The organism is Streptomyces sp. NPDC093094 (assembly GCF_044754345.1).
Lineage (GTDB): Bacteria > Actinomycetota > Actinomycetes > Streptomycetales > Streptomycetaceae > Streptomyces.
Window position 1 is genome coordinate 502,411 of record NZ_JBIVOX010000002.1, and the last position, 19,261, is coordinate 521,671.

General features: G+C 73.9%; 15 protein-coding genes and 1 pseudogene. 10 read left to right on the top strand and 6 right to left on the bottom strand.

What is annotated here, in order from left to right; genetic code table 11:
• The first annotated feature begins 132 nt into the window (after positions 1-132).
• The 4 genes from ACIQGV_RS05045 (at position 133) to ACIQGV_RS05060 (ending at position 5,290) form a co-directional block, all read left to right on the top strand.
• Complete coding sequence (locus ACIQGV_RS05045; protein ID WP_402490597.1) at positions 133-1,452, top strand: extracellular solute-binding protein; 1,320 nt, start codon at positions 133-135, stop codon at positions 1,450-1,452.
• 5 nt (positions 1,453-1,457) lie between these two features.
• A complete protein-coding gene (locus tag ACIQGV_RS05050) occupies positions 1,458-2,462 on the top strand; it encodes a carbohydrate ABC transporter permease (RefSeq protein WP_402490600.1) in 1,005 nt (334 codons plus the stop codon).
• 11 nt (positions 2,463-2,473) lie between these two features.
• The gene (locus ACIQGV_RS05055; RefSeq protein WP_402490602.1) at positions 2,474-3,370 is read left to right on the top strand and encodes a carbohydrate ABC transporter permease; all 897 of its coding nucleotides are present in this window, start codon (positions 2,474-2,476) and stop codon (positions 3,368-3,370) included.
• Between the two features lie 483 nt (positions 3,371-3,853).
• Entirely contained in the window at positions 3,854-5,290 is a 1,437-nt protein-coding gene (locus ACIQGV_RS05060) for a GH1 family beta-glucosidase (protein WP_402490605.1), read from the top strand.
• A 241-nt stretch (positions 5,291-5,531) separates the two neighbouring features.
• Here the strand turns inward: ACIQGV_RS05060 and ACIQGV_RS05065 are convergent, their stop codons facing one another.
• From ACIQGV_RS05065 to ACIQGV_RS05075, 3 genes and pseudogenes are all read right to left on the bottom strand, one after another.
• Positions 5,532-7,028: a cellulose binding domain-containing protein gene (locus tag ACIQGV_RS05065; protein ID WP_402490607.1), complete on the bottom strand. Its 1,497-nt coding sequence runs from the start codon at positions 7,026-7,028 to the stop codon at positions 5,532-5,534.
• A gap of 334 nt (positions 7,029-7,362) precedes the next feature.
• Positions 7,363-8,757 (bottom strand): annotated as a pseudogene (locus tag ACIQGV_RS05070) (sensor histidine kinase); the annotation flags it as partial.
• The gene (locus tag ACIQGV_RS05075) at positions 8,754-9,458 is read right to left on the bottom strand and encodes a response regulator transcription factor (RefSeq protein WP_402490610.1); all 705 of its coding nucleotides are present in this window, start codon (positions 9,456-9,458) and stop codon (positions 8,754-8,756) included. The gene ACIQGV_RS05075 and the pseudogene ACIQGV_RS05070, both read right to left, overlap by 4 nt.
• Before the next feature lie 110 nt (positions 9,459-9,568).
• Between ACIQGV_RS05075 and ACIQGV_RS05080 the strand changes: the two genes are divergently transcribed.
• Positions 9,569-10,117 (top strand): hypothetical protein, encoded by a 549-nt coding sequence (locus ACIQGV_RS05080; RefSeq protein WP_402490612.1) that lies wholly within the window; start codon positions 9,569-9,571, stop codon positions 10,115-10,117.
• 49 nt (positions 10,118-10,166) lie between these two features.
• On the opposite strand, the gene ACIQGV_RS05085 is transcribed toward ACIQGV_RS05080, so the two are convergent.
• Positions 10,167-11,036: a spermidine synthase gene (locus ACIQGV_RS05085; RefSeq protein WP_402490614.1), complete on the bottom strand. Its 870-nt coding sequence runs from the start codon at positions 11,034-11,036 to the stop codon at positions 10,167-10,169.
• 70 nt (positions 11,037-11,106) lie between these two features.
• Positions 11,107-11,487 carry a hypothetical protein gene (locus tag ACIQGV_RS05090; protein WP_402490616.1) on the bottom strand — a complete coding sequence of 127 codons (381 nt, stop codon included), beginning with the start codon at positions 11,485-11,487 and terminating at the stop codon, positions 11,107-11,109.
• Between the two features lie 292 nt (positions 11,488-11,779).
• On the opposite strand from ACIQGV_RS05090, the gene ACIQGV_RS05095 reads away from it, so the two are divergent.
• Complete coding sequence (locus ACIQGV_RS05095) at positions 11,780-13,213, top strand: tetratricopeptide repeat protein (protein ID WP_402490619.1); 1,434 nt, start codon at positions 11,780-11,782, stop codon at positions 13,211-13,213.
• An 18-nt stretch (positions 13,214-13,231) separates the two neighbouring features.
• Here the strand turns inward: ACIQGV_RS05095 and ACIQGV_RS05100 are convergent, their stop codons facing one another.
• Positions 13,232-13,828, bottom strand: a complete 597-nt coding sequence (locus tag ACIQGV_RS05100; RefSeq protein WP_402490622.1) for a histidine phosphatase family protein — start codon at positions 13,826-13,828, stop codon at positions 13,232-13,234.
• Between the two features lie 195 nt (positions 13,829-14,023).
• On the opposite strand from ACIQGV_RS05100, the gene ACIQGV_RS05105 reads away from it, so the two are divergent.
• The 4 genes from ACIQGV_RS05105 to ACIQGV_RS05120 are packed head-to-tail and all read left to right on the top strand — an operon-like array spanning position 14,024 to position 19,037.
• Positions 14,024-14,977, top strand: coding sequence for a phosphatase PAP2 family protein (locus tag ACIQGV_RS05105; protein ID WP_402490624.1), 954 nt, complete (start codon positions 14,024-14,026; stop codon positions 14,975-14,977).
• Positions 14,874-16,076, top strand: coding sequence for a hypothetical protein (locus ACIQGV_RS05110; protein WP_402490627.1), 1,203 nt, complete (start codon positions 14,874-14,876; stop codon positions 16,074-16,076). The genes ACIQGV_RS05105 and ACIQGV_RS05110 overlap by 104 nt, the downstream gene beginning before the upstream one ends.
• 31 nt (positions 16,077-16,107) lie before the next feature.
• Positions 16,108-17,700, top strand: a complete 1,593-nt coding sequence (locus ACIQGV_RS05115; RefSeq protein WP_402490629.1) for a hypothetical protein — start codon at positions 16,108-16,110, stop codon at positions 17,698-17,700.
• A complete protein-coding gene (locus ACIQGV_RS05120) occupies positions 17,697-19,037 on the top strand; it encodes an AAA domain-containing protein (RefSeq protein ID WP_402490632.1) in 1,341 nt (446 codons plus the stop codon). The genes ACIQGV_RS05115 and ACIQGV_RS05120 overlap by 4 nt, the downstream gene beginning before the upstream one ends.
• Positions 19,038-19,261: the final 224 nt, after the last annotated feature.

Genomic DNA, 19,261 nt, shown 5'->3' on the forward strand with positions numbered 1-19,261 from the left:
GGAGCGCTCCCACACTACCTGGGTCATACACATCCCGCACGTTCCCCGCCCGAGCCGCAGCGAGTCACAAAGGGCCCGAGCACCACATTTTCAGGCCGGGGGGTCGGCACGTCAGGGCAACAGGAGGACGCAATGCGAGCACGTATCGGTACCCGCCGCAGGGCGGTAGCCCTCGCGGCTGTCGCGACGCTGGGCGCCGGCCTGCTGGCAGGCTGTGCCGACGACGGCGACAAGGGGTCGGACACCTCGGGCGACGGCGGCGGCAAGGGCAGGACCACCATCACGCTGGGACTCTTCGGCACGTTCGGCTACAAGGAGGCCGGCCTGTTCGACGAGTACGAGAAGCTCAACCCGAACATCAACATCGAGCAGAACGTCATCGAGCGCAACGAGAACTACTACCCCGCGCTCGTCAACCACCTGACCACCAACAGCGGCCTCATGGACATCCAGGCCGTCGAGGTCGCCAACATCTCCGAGGTCGTCCAGACCCAGTCCGACAAGCTGCTCGACCTGTCGAAGTACGGCAAGGAGAGCGACTACCTGGACTCGAAGTGGGCGCAGGCCACCACGGGCAGCGGCCAGACCGTCGGCCTCGGCACCGACGTCGGCCCGATGGCCATCTGCTACCGCAAGGACCTGTTCCAGAAGGCGGGCCTGCCCACCGACCGCGACGAGGTCGGCAAGCTGTGGGCGGGCGACTGGGCGAAGCTCGTCGACGTCGGCCGCGACTACCAGAAGAAGGCGCCCAAGGGCACCACCTTCATGGACTCTCCCGGCGGTCTGCTGAACGCGATCCTCGGCAGCGAGAGCAAGAAGTTCTACGACGAGTCCGGCAAGGTCGTGTACAAGACCAACCCGGCCGTCAAGGACGCCTTCGACCTCACCTCCGAGGCCGCGACGGACGGGCTGGTCGGCAACCAGACCCAGTTCCAGCCGGCCTGGGACCAGACCATCGCCAACAGCAGGTTCGCCGCGATCTCCTGCCCGCCGTGGATGCTCGGCACCATCAAGGGCAAGTCGAAGCCGGAGGCGAAGGGCCAGTGGGACGTGGCCCAGGCCCCCAGGTCCGGCAACTGGGGCGGCGCCTTCCTGGCCGTGCCGAAGTCCGGCAAGAACGCCGAGGAGGCCGCGAAGCTGGCCGCCTGGCTGACCGCGCCCGCGCAGCAGGTCAAGCTGTTCGCGGTACAGGGCAGCTTCCCGAGCACCCCGGGCGTGTACACCTCCTCCGAGGTGACCGGCGCCAAGAACGAGATGACCGGTGACGCCCCGATCGGCACGATCTTCGCCGAGGCCGCGAAGAAGAGCCCGGTCCAGATCATCGGCCCGAAGGACCTGATCATCCAGCAGGGCCTGACGGACAACGGTGTCGCCCTGGTCGCCCGCGGCAAGTCGGCCGAGGAAGCCTGGGAGGCCGCTGTGAAGACCATCGACAACAAGCTGGAGCAGTGACCGGCATGGCCACCCGGCACGAAACCGCCGCGCCCCCCGTGAAGGGGGGCGCGGCCCCGGTCCGCCCGTCCTCCTCCTCGCCCGAGCAGGAACGGCACCGGGCCCGGCTGTCCCGCCGCTGGCAGCGCGACGTGCGCTGGAGCCCGTACGCGTTCGTCGCCCCGTTCTTCCTGCTCTTCGTCGCCTTCGGGCTGTTCCCGCTGGTGTACACCGGCTGGGCCTCGCTGCACCAGGTCGAACTGACCGCGCCGACGGACATGACCTGGGTGGGGCTGCGCAACTACACGCGGATCTTCGACGACGAGTTCTTCTGGAACGCGGCGCAGAACACCCTCACCATCGGCATCATCTCCACCGTCCCGCAGCTGCTGATGGCCCTCGGCCTGGCGCACATCCTCAACTACAAGCTGCGCTCCTCGACCTTCTACCGGGTCGCGATGCTCGCCCCGTACGCCACCTCGATCGCCGCGGCGTCGCTGGTGTTCGTGCTGCTGTTCGGCCGTGACTACGGCATGATCAACTGGGCGCTGGGCACGGTCGGGATCGACAACATCGACTGGCAGAACGAGAAGTGGCCCTCGCAGATCGCGGTGTCCTCGATCGTCGTGTGGCGCTGGACCGGCTACAACGCGCTGATCTACCTGGCGGCGATGCAGGCCATCCCGCAGGACCTGTACGAGTCGGCGGCGCTCGACGGAGCGAGCCGCTGGCGGCAGTTCCTGCACGTCACGCTGCCGTCGCTGCGTCCGACGATCCTGTTCACCTGTGTGGTGTCGACGATCGGCGCCTCCCAGCTGTTCGGCGAGCCGCTGCTGTTCGACGAGACCAAGGGCGCGTCCGGCGGCAGCGAGCACCAGTTCCAGACGCTCGGCCTGTACCTCTACGAGCAGGGCTGGGTCAACCAGCACCTGGGCCGCGCCTCCGCCATCGCCTGGACGATGTTCCTGATCCTCATCGTGATCGGGATCGTCAACTACGTCATCTCGCGCCGGCTGCGCGCCAGTAGTTAGGAGAACCGGCCGTGACGACGACCCTGACGAAACCCCCGGCCCAGAAGGCCGGGCCGACACGGCGGCCGAAGTCCGCACGGGCGGGCGGCCAGCTGCACGCCGGGCCCGTGGCGTACATCGTGCTCGCGCTGTTCACGCTTGTCTCGCTGTTCCCGCTGGTGTGGACCGCGATCGCCGCCTCCCGGGACAACCAGCGCCTGGCGCAGACCCCGCCGCCGTTCTGGTTCGGCTCCAACCTCTTCGACAACCTCGAACTGGCCTGGACCGACGCCAACCTGGGCGAGGCGTTCCTCAACACCACGTTCGTGGCCGGGGTGTCCGCGGCCACCATCGTGTTCCTGTCGACGGTCGCCGGGTTCGCCTTCGCCAAGCTGCGCTTCAAGGGCCGCAACGCCCTGATGCTGATCGTCATCGGCACCATGATGGTTCCGCCGCAGCTCAGCGTGATCCCGCTGTACATGATGGTCGCCGAGCTGAACTGGTCGGACCAGCTCCAGGCGGTGATCCTGCCGTCGATCGTGAGCGCGTTCGGTGTGTTCTTCATGCGGCAGTACCTGCTCCAGGCACTGCCGGACGAGGTCATCGAGGCGGCCCGAGTGGACGGCGCGAGCAGCTGGCGGGTGGTGTGGCACGTGGTGTTCCCGGCGGCCCGGCCGGCGATGGCCGTGCTCGGCATGCTGACGTTCGTGCAGACCTGGAACGACTTCCTGTGGCCGTTCCTGGTGCTGAGCCAGACCGGGAACCCGACCGTGCAGGTCGCCGTGGCGGGTCTGGGCCGCGGCTACACCCCCGACCAGTCCCTGATCATGGCGGGGGCGCTGCTGGGGACGCTGCCGCTGCTGCTCGTCTTCGCGGTCTTCGGCAAGCAGATCGTGGGCGGCATCATGCAGGGCGCGGTCAAGGGCTGACCCCGCGGCGCCCCGCGAGCCCGGGGGGCGGCGCGGCACCGGGGCCTCGCCGCCTTGAGGGCCCGGGGCGGCTCCGGAGCACCCGGGCACGGTGTACGGCGTCCCGGTTCCCGCAGCCCGGTCCCCGACGTCCTGACCGTCGGGGCCGGGACGAGGGAACCCCGACGCTCCCGGGGGCCGGGGGCGCCCGGTGCTCCCGGGCCCGGCGCGCACAGCACCCCCGACCCCCGGGCCCTGGGCTCCGGGCTCCGGGGTGGCTCCGGTCCCCGGGAGGGCCGGGCCCGGGAGGCGTTCCGGGCCCGGCGCCCTCACGGCACCGGGTGCGCCGCCCCCGGTCCGTCCGGGCCGAGGAGCCGCCCTCGGGCCGACGCCCGCACCCGCGCGATCCACCGGCCGGGCCACCGCCGCCCCGGCCGCCTTCCCCTCCTCACTCCTACCTCTGTCCCTCCTCAGGTCTCACCGACCACCGATGGGAGCGCTTCCATGCCCGAGTCCGTACAGCCGGCGACCCCGGCGACCTTTCCTCCCGCCTTCCTCTGGGGCGCGGCCACGTCCGCGTACCAGATCGAGGGGGCGGTGCGGGAGGACGGCCGCACGCCGTCGATCTGGGACACCTTCAGCCATACGCCCGGCAAGACGGCCGGCGGCGACCACGGCGACATCGCTGTCGACCACTACCACCGCTTCCGCGACGACGTGGCCCTGATGGCCGAGCTGGGCCTGAACTCCTACCGCTTCTCGATCTCCTGGTCCCGGGTGCAGCCGACCGGCCGGGGGCCCGCCGTCCAGCGCGGCCTGGACTTCTACCGCAGTCTGGTGGACGAACTGCTGGCGCACGGCATCAAGCCGGCGGTCACCCTCTACCACTGGGACCTCCCGCAGGAGCTGGAGGACGCGGGCGGCTGGCCGGTGCGGGACACCGCCCACCGGTTCGCCGAGTACGCGCAGATCGTCGGCGAGGCCCTCGGCGACCGCGTCGAGCAGTGGATCACCCTCAACGAGCCGTGGTGCAGCGCCTTCCTCGGCTACGGCTCGGGCGTGCACGCCCCCGGCCGGACCGACGGCGCGGCCGCGCTGCGCGCCGCCCACCACCTGAACCTGGCGCACGGTCTGGGCACCGTCGCCCTGCGCTCGGTGATGCCGGCCCGCAACTCGGTGGCGGTCAGCCTCAACTCCTCGGTGGTGCGGCCCTTCTCGGACGACCCGGCCGACCTCGCGGCCGCGCAGCGGATCGACGACCTGGCCAACGGCGTCTTCCACGGCCCGATGCTGCACGGCGCCTACCCGGAGTCGCTGCTGTCGGCGACCTCGTCGGTCACCGACTGGTCGTTCGTCCAGGACGGCGACGTGCGCACCGCGCACCAGCCGCTGGACGCGCTGGGCGTGAACTACTACACCCCGGCACTCGTCTCCGCCCCCGAGCGCGCCCCCCGGGGCCCGCGCGCCGACGGCCACGGCGCGAGCGAGAGCTCTCCCTGGCCCGGCTCGGAGGACGTGGCGTTCCACCAGACGCCCGGCGAGCGCACGGAGATGGGCTGGACCATCGACCCGACGGGTCTGCACGACCTGCTCATGCGCTTCTCCCGGGAGGCGCCCGGCGTGCCGCTGTACGTCACCGAGAACGGCGCGGCCTACGACGACAAGGTCGACGCCGACGGCCGGGTGCACGACCCCGAGCGCATCGCCTACCTCCACGGCCATCTGTCGGCCGTGCGGCGCGCGATCACCGACGGCGCCGATGTGCGCGGCTACTACCTGTGGTCCCTGATGGACAACTTCGAGTGGGCCTACGGCTACGGCAAGCGTTTCGGCGCGGTCTACGTGGACTACGCGACGCTGTCCCGGACCCCGAAGTCGAGCGCCCACTGGTACGGCGCCGCGGCCCGGACCGGGGTGCTGCCGGAGGTGGACTCGATCTGACATGGGCGGGGTGCGGCACCGTCGTGGTGCCGCACCCCTGACCGTGATGCGGACCCTCGACGGCCGCACCGCGGCCCGTGTGTGCGCGCCCCGGCCGGGATGTGGGGGGGAAGACCGGCCGGGGCGCGCTCCCCGTTTTCCGTGGTGGTTCTTCGGCCGGCCGCCGGTTCTCCCGCCGGCCGACGGTTCTTCGGTTCTTCGTTTCTTCCGCCGGCCGGAGGTTCCTCCGCCGCGGCCGCCGTCAGTTGTAGGCGGCGAACGCCTTCGAGAAGGCGAACCTGTCCTGGACGATCGAGCTGCACGTCGCGTCGGCGACGTTCTTGGCGCCGCCCGCGCACTGCTGGTCGCGGGTGGCCGACCACATGGCCAGCCAGCCGATCCCCTTGGACTTGGCGAAGTCGACCAGCTGGGTGGCGTCGTCGACCTTGAAGATCTCGGACGTGACGTCGTTGACGCCGATCATGGGCGTGACGGCGACGGCCTTCCAGGCGGCGCTGTCGGACAGCTTGAGGACGCTCTTGATCTGCGCCTGGGTGGCGGTGGCGGCCTGGACGGCGTAGGTGCCCATGTCGCCGCTGTAGGCCGGGCCGTAGTCCATCGCCATGATGTTGACCGCGTCGATCTTCACGCCGTTGCCCTTGGCGTCGGCCAGCAGGTTCACGCCGTCCTGGGTGAGGCCCTCGGGCATCACCGGGAGGGTGAAGGAGACGTCCAGCCCGGGGTGCTGCTGCTGGAGCCTGGCGATGGCCTGGGCGCGGCGGGTGTTGGCGGCCGTGTTCGGCAGGGCGCCGCCCTCGACGTCGAAGTCGACCTTGGTGAGCTTGTAGGTGTCGACGACCTTGGTGTAGGCCGCCGCGAGGGCGTCCACGGAGGTGCAGGCGGTGGCGAGTTCGTTGCCGGCCGCGCCGCCGAAGGAGACCCGGACGTCGCCGCCCTTGGCGCGCAGGGCGCCGATCTGCGCGGCGACCGCGTCGCTCGCCAGGTCAGTGACGCCGCCCCACTTGGGGGTGCAGCCGCCGCCGTCGGTGACGAAGGCGAGGTTGTACTGCTTCACCCCGGTCGCCTGGGCGCTCGCCAGCAGGTCGTAGGCCGGGTAGAGGCTGGTGTCGACGTACGGGGCGAAGCCGGCGCCGGCCGGGGTGCCGGTGCCCGTGCTCCCGGTGGGCGTCGGGGTCGGGGTCGGGGTGGGGGTGGCCGTGGCGGTCGGCGTGACGGTGACGGTGGCCGTCGGGGTGGGGGTCGCCGTCCGCGAGGGGGTCGCGGTGGGGGTCGGGGACTGCGTGGGGCGGCCGGTGGGCTCGGGGGTGGCGCCCGTGTCGGTCGAGCAGGCGGCCCCGTCGACGCGACAGCCGGTGGGGTCGGCCGTGCCGTTGACGACGAAGCCGACGGTGACGGCCTCGCCGGCCGCGAGCCCGTCGGTGTCCCACTTGGGCGGGGTCACGGTGACGTGCTGTCCCGTCACCTTCGACTCCGCGTTCCACAGCGAGCCCAGCCCGGCGCCGGCCGGCAGGTCGAACTCCAGCTTCCAGTCGGCCTTCTTCTGGCCGCTGTTGTTGGTGACGACGTACTGCGCGGTGTAGCCGGTCGACCAGTCACTGGTCCGGGTGTACGCGGCGGCGACGCCCGCGGCCTGGGCGGTGCCGGTGAACAGGAACGCGCCGCCGCCGACCACCGCCGCGGCGACCAGCCCGCCGATCGCCTTGGTCCTGCCGCCGATCCTGCGCCGGTGCGTGCTCATCGCGTGTCTGCCTTCTGCTGTTCGGGTGCCTCAAGGGCTGGGTGCGGCAGCACGCTAGCGGGCCAGAATCCGGCAAACTACCTGATCCGGGCGGGGGTTCAGGATCTTAGGGCGGGCTTAAGGAAGGGATCGGGGCGGGTTAAAGGTCGAGACCGGTGAGGTCCGCCGAGGACTACCGAGCGTCGCCGTCGGACTGCCCCTGGTGCAGGACGCCGGGTCGCCCGGGACCCGGAGTGTCCGGTCGGCCGGGGTCCGGAGCGTCCGGTCGGCCGGGGTCCGGAGCGTCCGGTCGGCCGGGGTCCGAGGTGTCCGGTCGGCCGGGGCGCAGACGGCGCAGACGGCCCGGACGGCGGGAGGTGGCTCTGCGCCGTCGCACGGAGCCGCGGTGTCCGCGCCGCCGCTCGGGGGTTCCCTCGGGGCCGGTCGGCTGGAACCAGATCCGCACCTCGGTGCCGCCCAGCACCGACGCGCCGATCCGTACGTCGCCGCCCGTGGACTCGGCGAGCCTGCGCACGATGTCCAGGCCGAGGCCGGTCGAGCCGTCGCTGCCGGAGCCGCGTCCCCGGGCCATGGCCGCGTCGGGGTCGGGTATGCCGGCACCCGCGTCGGAGATCAGGACGATCACCGCGTCCTCGCCGTTGTGCACGTCCACCGCGAAGGCCGTGCCCTCCGGGGTGTGCCGGAAGACGTTGCCGAGGAGGGCGTCCAGCGCGGCGGCCAGGTCGGCCCGGGCCACGGGCAGCCGCACCGGCCGGTCCACGCCCGCCACCCGCCACTTGCGGCCCTCGTCCTCGGCGAGCGCGGACCAGAACTCCATGCGCTCGCGCACCACTTCGGCGGCGTCGCAGCCGGCGCCGGGGCCCACGGCGGCGGTCTGCGGCTTGGCCTCCCGCGCCGTACGGATGATGGTGTCGACCTCCCGCTCCAGCTGCGCGACCGCGGCCCGGGTCTGCTCGGCGGCCGGGCCGTCGCCCAGCGAGGCCGCGTTCAGCCGCAGCACGGTCAGCGGGGTGCGCAGCCGGTGGGAGAGATCGGCGGCCAGTTCGCGCTCGTTGGCGAGGAGCTGGACGACCTGGTCGGCCATGGAGTTGAACGCGACCGCGGCCAGCCGCAGTTCGGTCGGCCCCTCCTCGGGCACCCGGGCGCCCAGTCTGCCCTCGCCCAGCTCCCGCGCGCCCCGGACCAGTCGCTGTGCGGGCTGCACCATGCGCACCCCCAGCCGGTCGGCGACGGCCACCGAGCCGACGATCAGGGCGAGTCCGACGCCGGCGAGCACGGCCCAGGCGGTGCCGAGGCCCTTGCCGACGGCGGCGTCGGGGACGTACACCTCGACCACCGCGATCCGGCCGGAGCTGAGCGCGACCGGCTGCAGCAGAACCGAGCCGCCGGGCGCCCCGGCGACGGAGGCGCGGCCCGTCCTGCGGGTGGCCTCGATGTCCTCGGCGGCGGCCCGTCCGCGTCCGATCTCGACGGGCGGGGCGCCGTCGGCCTCGGGTATGTGCAGCGCGGTGCCGCCGGCGTCGGAGCCGGCGGAGGCGACGAACCGCTCCAGCTTGTCGCGGTCGGTGGTGATGGACAGCGCGGGAGCGATCTCGGCGGCGTCCCGCTCGGCGCTGGAGAAGGCGCGGTCGCGGGCCATCTCGCGGATGACGAGGCCCAGCGGCACGGCGAAGGCGACCACGACCATCGCGGTGACCGCGAGCGAGACCTTGACCAGGGCCCACCTCATCGCAGCGGCTCCCCTCCGGGCGGCTCCAGCTTCACGCCGACACCGCGCAGGGTGTGCAGATAGCGTGGGCTGGCCGCCGTCTCGCCCAGCTTCCGGCGCAGCCAGGACAGATGGACGTCGATGGTCTGGTCGTCCCCGTAGGACTGCTGCCACACCTCGGCGAGCAGCTCACGGCGCGGGACGACGACACCGGGGCGGCCGGCGAGAAAGGCGAGCAGGTCGAACTCGCGGCGGGTGAGGTCGAGGCCGACGCCGTCCAGCGCGGCCTGGCGGCGCAGCGGGTCGACGGTCAGCCCGCCCACCCGGAGCACGCTGGAGGGCGCGCTCTCCCCGGCGGCGGCGCGGGAGCGGCGCAGCACGGCGGCGATCCTCGCCGAGAGGTGCTCGACCGAGAACGGCTTGGTCAGATAGTCGTCGGCGCCCGCGTTGAGCAGGCGGACGATCTCCGTCTCGTCGTCCCGCGCGGTGGCGATGATCACCGGGACGTCGGTGATGCCGCGCAGCATCTTCAGTGCCTCGGACCCGTCCAGATCGGGCAGGCCGAGGTCCAGGATGACCACGTCGAAACGGTGATGGGCGACCTCGCGCAGCGCTTCCAGCGCGGTGCCGACGCTGCGCACCGCGTGGGCGGCGTCGGTCAGCTGCCGGATGAGCGCCGAGCGTACGAACGGGTCGTCCTCGACGACGAGCACACTTGCCATGCGCCGCACCGTACGCCATGCGGGTGAGGCGCAAGAGGGCCTGTGGACAACCGCGGCACTGTGGACGGCGGGGCGACACCCGTGGGGCGGGTGAGGCAGTATGGCCCGCGATGCGCAGAGGACTCGTACACGCACTGGCTTGGTCGCTCGCCACGGGCGCGGCGGTCACGCTGTCGTGGTGGGGTGTGCGCACGGTCCTGGACAGCACGGCGTACGACCCGCCGCGCGCCCTGCCGATCTCGGCGGACGCGACGACGCAGGAGTCGAAGCCGCTGGCGTCCTCGTCGAGCACGCACCGCCCGCAGCCGTCGCCGAGTCCGCCGGCGAGTGCCTCCTCCCCCTCTCCTCGGGAGCCCGCCGGGACGAGCGCGCCGCCGTCCTCGCCGGCCCCGTCCTCGGCCACCACCGCTCCCGGCCCCTCCCCCACGCCCTCCTCGGGGCAGGTCAAGAGCTATGCCACCGACGGCGGGCGGGCGGTGTTCGACCTGCGTGACTCCTACGCGACGCTGGTCACGGCGACGCCCGAGACGGGCTGGTCGATGCAGGTGTGGAAGACGGAGTCGTGGATCCGGGTGGAGTTCAGCGCCGGGGCGGAGCGGGTGTCGGTGTTCTGCACCTGGCACGACGGCCCGCCGCGGGTGGAGGTCGGCACCTACTAGGGCGTCTGCCGGGCACCTGCCCACGGCGGGCCGGCCCGGCGGAACACGCTCAGCGGAACACCGAGGCCGGCGGCGCCGGGGAGGCCACGGCGGCCGCGTCCGTGACGGGTACGGCGCCTCCGGCGAAGTCGGTGAGGGCCCGGCCGTGTTCCACCCGGCCCGGGTGTGGGTCGGAGGCGGTACGGCGGGTCAGTTCGGCCAGCGGCAGGGGGTGGTCCGCGGCCACGAGGACGGCGTTGCCGAAGCGCCGGCCGCGCAGCACGGTGGGGTCGGCGATCAGCGCCAGCTCGGCGAACCGGGAGGCGGCGGTGGCGATCTGGCCCCGCAGATGGGTGAGCGGCGGGCCGTCGGCGAGGTTGGCGGCGTACAGCCCGCCCGGCCGGAGGGTGCGCCGGACCTCGTCGAGGAACTCCGTGGAGGTCAGATGGGCGGGGGTGCGGGCGCCGCTGAAGACGTCGGCGACGACGAGGTCGGCCCAGCCGTCCGGCACCTTGGCGAGTCCCTCGCGGGCGTCGGCCGAGCGCACCCGGATGCGGGCGCCCGGCTCCAGCGGCAGCTCGCGGCGCACCAGTTGGACGAGCGGGGCGTCGAACTCCACGACCTGCTGGGTGGATCGGGGCCGGGTCGCGGCGACGTAGCGGGCGAGGGTGAGGGCGCCTCCGCCGAGGTGCACGGCGTGGACGGGCCGGCCGGGCGGGGCGGCGAGGTCGACGACGTGGCCGAGGCGCCGCTGGTACTCGAAGGAGAGATGGGCGGGGTCGTCGAGGTCGACGTGGGACTGCGGCGCGCCGTCGATCAGCAGGGTCCAGGCCCGTGCCCGGTCCCGGTCGGGTATCAGCTCGGCGAGCCCGCCGTCGACGGCCTCGACGACGGCCTCGGCGTCGGCCCGACCGCGCCGGGGGTTCCTGGGCTTTCCCATGGGGCCATTGTCCCAGCACCCGCCCGGACCTCGCGCGCCCTGGAGCCGCCCCGCTCACAGCACCAGGGCCCTAGCGGCAGCTGTCCGCCGCCTCGATCATCCGCGCCGCCTCGCCGAGCGCGGCCCGCAGGACCGCGGGGTCGGTGGCGAGGTCGGCCTCGCCGGGCGGGAGGAGCCAGTCGGAGCCCTCGACGGGCGGTTCGGGGGCGACGAGGCTCAGGCCGCGCCCGTCGGTGCGGGTGCAGGTGCTGCCGGGTACGTCCCAGGCGGCGGCGGTGCCGGGCGGCACCAGGAAGCCGAGGGTGCCGCAGCCGTCGTCGTGGAGGACCGGTCCGATCCCGTCCCCGGTCCCGCGGCGCAGGATGTCGACCGCCTCCAGGCCCTGCCTCGCCGGGACGGTCACCAGGTCCCAGGCGGACGGCGTGACGGTCGACGGCGTACTGGCGTGCATCCCGGCCTCCACTACGAACCTCCTCGTTCGTGCGGGTCGGGAGTCGGGCGGCTCCCGGTCCGCAGGGTTCAACGCCGGGCGGTGTCAACGGCTACGGCGAAAGTCAGCCGCAAAGGATGGCAGTTCATGGCAGATCCTGGATGAGATATCCGGTTTGTAGCCAAACACCACGTGGCGGGCTTCTCGCAACAGGTACGTTCTTGCCCGCCGGAGACAGGGCGTCACTGTGACAAATCAGTCAAGTCGCCCGGCGTCCGGCATGGTTCGACGGTTCGCACGAGAGGACCCGGCCATGACGTCGTCCACGGTGACCTCGTCCCAGCCCCATCGGCCGCCACGGCCGAACCTCGCCTTCCGCCGGCTGCGCGGCCGGCGTTCCCCGGCCGAGTTCGCCGCGGAGGTACGGCGGGCCGCCCGCGAGATCGGCGAGCAGGTCAGCTGTGACGCGCGCTACATCGGGCGGGTGGAGGCGGGTGAGATCCGCTGCCCCAACTACGCGTACGAGCGGGTGTTCCTGCACATGTTCCCCGGCCGCACGCTCACCGACCTGGGCTTCGTCCCGCGCTCGGCGGTCCGCGGGCGCGGCTCGCTGCCCTTCCCGGACCCCCCCGTGCCGCTCCCGGGCCCGGATCCCGGCGGTGAGACGCCCGGGGCCCGCGATCCGTATGACACGCAGGACCCCTACGAGACGTACGACCACGAGGAGAGCGACGTGCTGCGTCGCGCATTCATGACCGGCGGGGGCGCCACGGTGGCCGCCGCCTCACTGGGACCCTTCGGGCTCGCCCTCGACGCGACGGCCGCGCCGCGCCCCGTCCGCCGGGTGGGGTCGAGCGAGGCGGGCGCCCTGGAGGAGGCCGTCCGCAGGATCCGGCTGCTGGACGACCGGCACGGCGCCGACGGGCTCTACCGGCGCGCGGCCGCCCCGCTTCGCGCCGCGTACGCGCTGCTGGACGCGGGCGCGACCCGGCAGGCGACCACCGACCGGCTCCACTGCGGTGCCGGTGAGCTGGCGATCTCGGTGGGCTGGCTGGCGCACGACTCGGGCCGCTTCGACGACGCCCGCTCGCACTACGCCGAGGCGCTCGCGACGGCCCGGGTGACCGGCGACGCGGGCCTGGAGGCGCACGCCTTCTGCAACACCGCGTTCCTCGCGCGTGACACCGGACGTCCGCGTGAGGCGGTGCGCGCCGCGCAGGCAGCCCAGCGCATCGCCCGGCCGCTCGGCTCCGCCCGGCTGATGTCGCTGCTCGCGCTGCGGGAGGCGGGCGGCTGGGCGGGACTCGCCGACCGCACCGGCTGCGACCAGGCCCTCGCACGGGCACAGGCCCTCTACGAGCGGGGCCCCTCGGACGCCGATCCCGAGTGGATGAGCTTCTACGGAGAAGCCGAACTGGAGGGCCTGGAGGCGCAGTGCTGGTCCGCGCTGGGCGACTGGCCGCGCGCGGCCCGGCACGCGGCGCGGGCGGCGCATCTGCAGGACCCGCACTTCACCCGGAACATCGCCCTGTACACGGCCGAACTGGCGGACGACCTCGCGCGCGGGGGACGCCCGGACGAGGCGGCGGCCGCCGGTCTGCGGGTGCTGGACCTGCTGGGCGAGGTCCAGTCCTCGCGCATCCAGACCATGCTCGCGGGCACCGCGCGCGTGCTGCTGCCGCACCGGCGTGCCTCGGGGGTGTCCCGGTTCCTGGAGAAGCACGCCTCGACGCCGCGCACCGCGTGAGACCGGGGCGGGCGGGGGTCAGCCCGCGATGTGCCCCAGGTCGTTCCAGCTCTCGACGGCCGGCTCGCCGTAGGCCCAGCCGAGGACCGACAGCGAGGTCGGGTTGAGGCGGATCCGGGCGGCGAAGTCGATCGGCAGACCCAGCCAGCGCGCGCCTATGGAGCGCAGGATGTGCCCGTGGGCGAAGACCAGGACGTCCCGGTCGGCCTCACGGGCCCAGGCGACGACCTCGTCCGCGCGGGCGGCGACCTCGGCGAGGGTCTCGCCGTCCGGGACGCCGTCGCGCCAGATCAGCCAGCCCGGGCGGATCGCCTGTATCTCGGCGGGGGTCATGCCCTCGTAGGCGCCGTAGTGGAACTCCATGAGGGCGTCCCAGGTGGTCGCGCGGTCGCCGAAGCCGGCCAGCTCGCACGTCTCCTTCGCGCGGGAGAGCGGGCTGGTGCGCACCTCCGCACCGGCCAGCCCCTCGTACGGCGCCCGGTGCAGCCGCTCGCCGAGCAGCTTGGCGCCGCGCCGGCCCTCCTCCAGCAGCGGCACGTCCGTGCGGCCGGTGTGCTTCCCGGACAGCGACCACTCGGTCTGTCCGTGCCGGGCCAGCAGGATGCGCGGTGCCATGGGGGACCTTTCGGGGAGAGCCACAGGCGGGGACCAGGGGCGGGGTCCTTCCATCATCGCGCACACCGGGCCGGGGCAACCCGGGGGGCGAGGACTGCGTCTTTGAGGGCCGGGGGCCCACGCAGGCGTGGCGTACACCGTAGAGTGACCGGCCGGGCGGCCGGCGCCGCGTGGAGACAGGGGGAGGGCGATCGGATGCCGCAGTCCGAGAGGTTGCGCGGGGAGACGGCTCCGCCGCACCGCCTGCGCTGGTGGACCGAGCTGCCGCTGATACTGCTGGTGTACGCCTGCTACTCGGCCGGCCGGCTTCTCGCCCGGGACGACGTCTCCACGGCCGTCGACCACGGCCTGGCGATCCTGCGCATCGAGAAGGCCCTGTACCTCAACGCGGAGCACCCGCTCAACCGGCTGTTCACGCGTGAGGCATGGATCGGTGTGCCGGCCGACTTCTGGTACGCCTCGCTGCACTACCTGGTCACCCCCGTGCTGCTGGTGTGGCTGTTCCGGTCGCGGGCGGTGCGCTACCGGGCGGCCCGGACCTGGCTGATGACGTCGACGTTCCTCGGCCTGATCGGCTTCTCGCTGCTGCCGACCTGCCCGCCGCGGCTGCTCGACGCGAGCCACGGCTTCGTCGACACGATGGCCCAGTACAGCTCGTACGGCTGGTGGGGCGGCGAGGCGAGCGCCCCGCGCGGCATGGGCGGCCTGACGAACCAGTACGCGGCGATGCCGAGTCTGCACGTGGGCTGGGCGCTGTGGTGCGGGGTGATGCTGTGGCGTCACGGCCGCACCCCGCTGGCGAGGACGGCCGGGGTCGTCTACCCGCTGGTGACCACGATCGTGGTGATGGGCACCGCCAACCACTACTTCCTCGACGCGGCCGCGGGCGCCGCCGTGATGGGCGTCGGCCTGCTGCTGACCCCGCTGGTGCTGCGTGCGGCGGACCGCGTCCGCGCGTTCACGGCGACCCGCTCCGGCCGGTTCCCGCGGACGTCCGAGAGCACACATGCCTCGAATGTCAGTGGTGGGTGCGAGACTTCGGCGGGTGAGCGAATTCCACGGCAGCGCGAGTCCGCCCTCCCCACGGGAGCCGAGCCGGACACCTCCCCCGCGGACGCGGGCGACGGGGCTCCGGCAGCGGCTCGCTGAGCTGCGCGGACCCGAGGTCGCGGCCAGGGCACTGGACGCCCGCGCCCTCGCGGCCCTCGCCGCCAACCCCGGGTGCAACCGACGCGCGATCCTCGACGGCGCGGGGGTGGACAAGGCGGCGCTGGCGAGCGCGCTCGGCTCCCCCTCGGGCTACGGCCAGTCCCAGTTCGCGCTCACCCGCGGCAACGCCTTCGAGGCGAAGGTCAAGGCGGACGGCGGCGCCGAGCTGCTGCGGCTGGTGCACCACCGGCTGGACCCGGGCGCCGAGCCGCCGCAGGGGGCGTGGGTGCCTGACCTGTCGGCGCCGGGCCCCGAGGGGCGGACCGCGCGTACGGCGCTGGCGCTGCGCGAGGCGGCCGCGTCGCCCGGCCGGTGGACGCTGCTGGACCACCCGATGCTCGCGCTCGACGTGGCGGGTTCGCCCGCCTTCCTGGAGCCGGACGCGGTCGTGGTGCACCCCGACGGCTCCTGGTCGGTCGTGGAGATCAAGTCCTTCCCGATGCTGGACGGCTCGGCTGACCCGTCGAAGGTGGGCGCGGCCGCGCGGCAGGCGGCGGTGTACGTGCTGGCGCTGGAGGAGGTCGCCGCGCGGCTGGACCCGGCGCCGCGTGTGCACGCCCGCGTGCTGCTGGTGTGCCCCAAGGACTTCTCCAACCAGCCCACGGGCTCGGCGGTCGACGTGCGCAAGCAGCGCGCGGTCACCCGCCGCCAGCTGGCGCGGCTGACCCGCCTCGACGAGATCGCCGACGCCCTGCCCGAGGGGATCTGCTTCTCCCCCGAGCTGCCCGCCGGGGAACTGGCGGCGGCCGTCGCCTCGGTCCCCGCGGCGTACGCGCCGGAGTGCCTGGCCGCCTGCGAGCTGGCCTTCCACTGCCGTGACCGGGCCCGCGCCGCGGACGCGGTGACCGCGCTGGGCCGCCCGGTCCGCGCCGAACTGGGCGCGCTGACGACGGTCGCCGACGTCCTCGCGGCCGCGCGGGGGCGGACCGGCGATCCGGACGACCCGACGGTGGCGGCGCTGCGCAGGGCGGCACGGCTGCGCGCGGAGGCGCTGCACGGGGCGGGGACGGCGGGCACGGAGGCGGCCGTATGCCGCTGACCACCCCGTCCGGACGGCGGGAGGCCGCCGTATGTCGCTGATCGCCACCCTCGCGCGGCTGGAGGCCGTCGACTCCGGGGTCGCACAGCCGCTGGCCACGGTCCGGCACCGGCATCTGGCCGAGCGGCCGCTGGTGTTCGTGCCGCTGACCACCGCCGGTGAGGCGGGTGCCCCGCTGGGCGCACTGGTGGGCACCGACCGTGACGCGCCCCGGCTGCTGGTGGTGCCGCAGCCGCGCGACCGCGACCTCAGGGCCGCGTTCCTCGCCGACCTGGCCGATGCCGTCCTGCCCTACATCGAGTCGTACGCGGACACCGTGGAGGCCGCCGAGCGCACGGAGACCGACCCGGAGACCGGCAGGCGGGTGAAGGTCGAGGTGGACCTGTGCGCGGACGCGCCGCAGCTGGTCGTGCCGAGCCGGGCCGGTGTGGAGTACGTGCGGCTGCTGGGCCGTTCGATGCGTTTCAGACGGACCGCCGAGCAGGACCCGGAGACGCCGTACCCGGCACCGCCGCGCATGCCGCTGCTGGGCCGCTGGCTGACCCACTTCGGGGAGCGGGCCCGGGTGCCGGGCTCCTCGCTGCTGCTGGCGCTGACGGAGGTGCTGGCCCGGCACTGGGCGACCGGGCAGTCCGTGCTGGAGGACCAGCACCTGGGCGCCCTGCTGTCCTGGATCGACCCGCCCGAGGGCATGACCGGCGCGCAGGCCGCGCTGCGGGCCGAGGGGGCACGCGACGCCGACGGCCAGCTGGAGTGGCCGCCCGCGGGCCCGGCCACCGACCCGGTGTTCGACAACAGGCTGCTCGCGCCGGCGATCGAGCGCTACGACCGGGCGCGCGGCGCGCTCGCGGCCGCCCAGGACGGCCTCCAGGCCGACGACCGGCTCGGGGAGCTCACGGCGGCCGAGCAGGAGATCCGCGCCCTCGTCCTCAGCCGCACCCGCCCCACCTGGGACGCGGTCTGGCGGGGCCTGGACCTGCTGCGGGCCCTGCCGGAGGCGGCGCGTGCGCAGGAGCGCTGGACGCGTGACCGCTGGTCGTTCACCGGCCACCGCGACCGTGTCCTGGCCGGCGAGCCCCCGCAGCCGCGCCGCGACGACGCGGTGACGGCGGCGAACAAGCTGGCCGCGCGCGAGCGCGAGCAGGCCCGGCTGGAGGCGCAGGAGGCGCTCGACGACCCGCTGGTGATGGCGGGGCGGCGGCTCGCGGGCGAGGCGTTCGCCGGGGAGGTCGTCGAGGTGGTGATGACGTACTCCGAGGGCAGACGGCCGAGCCCCCGCCCGCTGGTCACCCTGCGCACCGACGACCGGCCGCATCTGGGCGAGCGGGCGCGGGTGCACCGCTCGCTGGACGGCAGGCCGCAGACCGCGGAGTTCGTCGGGTACGAGGAGGAGGGCGCCCTGGTGGTGGTCCGCGTCCTCGACAAGATGGGCCGCGGCAAGGAGCCGGAGGCCGGTTCGGTGCCGGAGAAGGGCGACCGGCTCTGCTTCACCGTGTTCGAGCACGAGCAGCGCGGCGGCGCGAAGCTGCCCGACCCGGAGAACACGCCCTGGACGCACGGCGGGCCGCCCGGCGAGCAGCCCGTGCCGGTGGCCGACCCCGTCACCGAGGAGGACGTCCTGTGAGCACGCAGACCGCTTTCGACCCCGGCGCCGCCGCGGCCCGGGCCACCGGGGCGATCCTGCACGACACGCTGCACGGCACCGACCGCGGTGTCGTCGTCGACTCCCCGCCCGGCGCGGGCAAGTCCACCCTCGTGGTGCGGGCCGCCCTGGAGCTGGCCGACGCCGGACGCCCGCTGATGGTGGTCGCGCAGACCAACGCCCAGGTCGACGACCTGGTGCTGCGCCTCGCCGAGAAGAGCCCCGGGCTGCCGGTCGGGCGCCTGCACAGCAGCGACTCCGACCCGTACGACAAGGCGCTGGACGACCTGGCGAACGTACGCAAGTCGGCGAAGGCGGGAGACCTGGCGGGCCTGCCGGTGGTGATCTCCACGGCGGCCAAGTGGGCGCATGTGAAGGTGGACGAGCCCTGGCCGCACGCGATCGTCGACGAGGCGTACCAGATGCGTTCGGACGGGCTGCTGGCCGTGGCCGGGCTGTTCGAGCGGGCGCTGTTCGTGGGCGACCCGGGGCAGCTCGACCCGTTCGCGATCGTCGGCAGCGAGCAGTGGGCGGGGCTGTCGTACGACCCCTCGGCCTCCGCGGTGACGACGCTGCTGGCGCACAACCCCGGTCTGCCGCAGCACCGGCTTCCGGTGTCCTGGCGGCTGCCCGCGTCGGCGGCGCCGCTGGTGTCGGACGCGTTCTACCCGTACACCCCGTTCCGCAGCGGCACGGACCACGGCGACCGTCGGCTGACGTTCGCCGTGCCGTCGGACGGTTCGGGCCCGGACCGGGTGATCGACGAGGCGGCGGAGTCCGGCTGGGGCCTGCTGGAGCTGCCCGCCCGGCACACCCCGCGCACGGACCCGGAGGCGGTGCGCGCGGTGGCGGCGGTGGTGCGGCGTCTGCTGGACCGGGGAGGAGCGGCGCTCTCGGAGCGGTCCGCCGACCCGGCGCCCGTGACGGCCGACCGGATCGCGGTCGGCACGGCCCACCGCGACCAGGCGGCCGCGGTGCGGGCGGCGCTCGCCGAGCTGGGCGCGGCCGATGTCACCGTCGACACGGCGAACCGTCTCCAGGGCCGGGAGTTCGACGTCACGGTGGTCCTCCACCCGCTCTCCGGCCGGCCCGACGCGACGGCGTTCCATCTGGAGACCGGACGGCTGTGCGTGCTCGCCTCGCGGCACCGTCACGCCTGCATCGTGGTCTGCCGGGCGGGTGTGTCGGAGCTGCTGGACGACTACCCCTCCACCGAGCCGGTCCAGCTGGGCACGGTCGTGAAGTTCCCGGACGGCTGGGAGGCCAACCATGCCGTACTGGCCCGCCTCGCGGAACACCGCATCCCCTGGCGCCCCTGAAAGCGCACGGCCCCGCCGGCACACCCGCCGCACACCCACCACCCCGCCCGCCGGACGGAGTCCGGCATGCCGCCGGAGGCGGCCGACAGACACAGCCCGGACGGCTGGGAGGCCAACCACGCCGTACCGGCCCGCCTCGCGGAACACCGCATCCCCTGGCGCCCCTGAAAGCGCACGGCCCCGCCGGCACACCCGCCGCACACCCACCACCCCGCCCGCCGGAC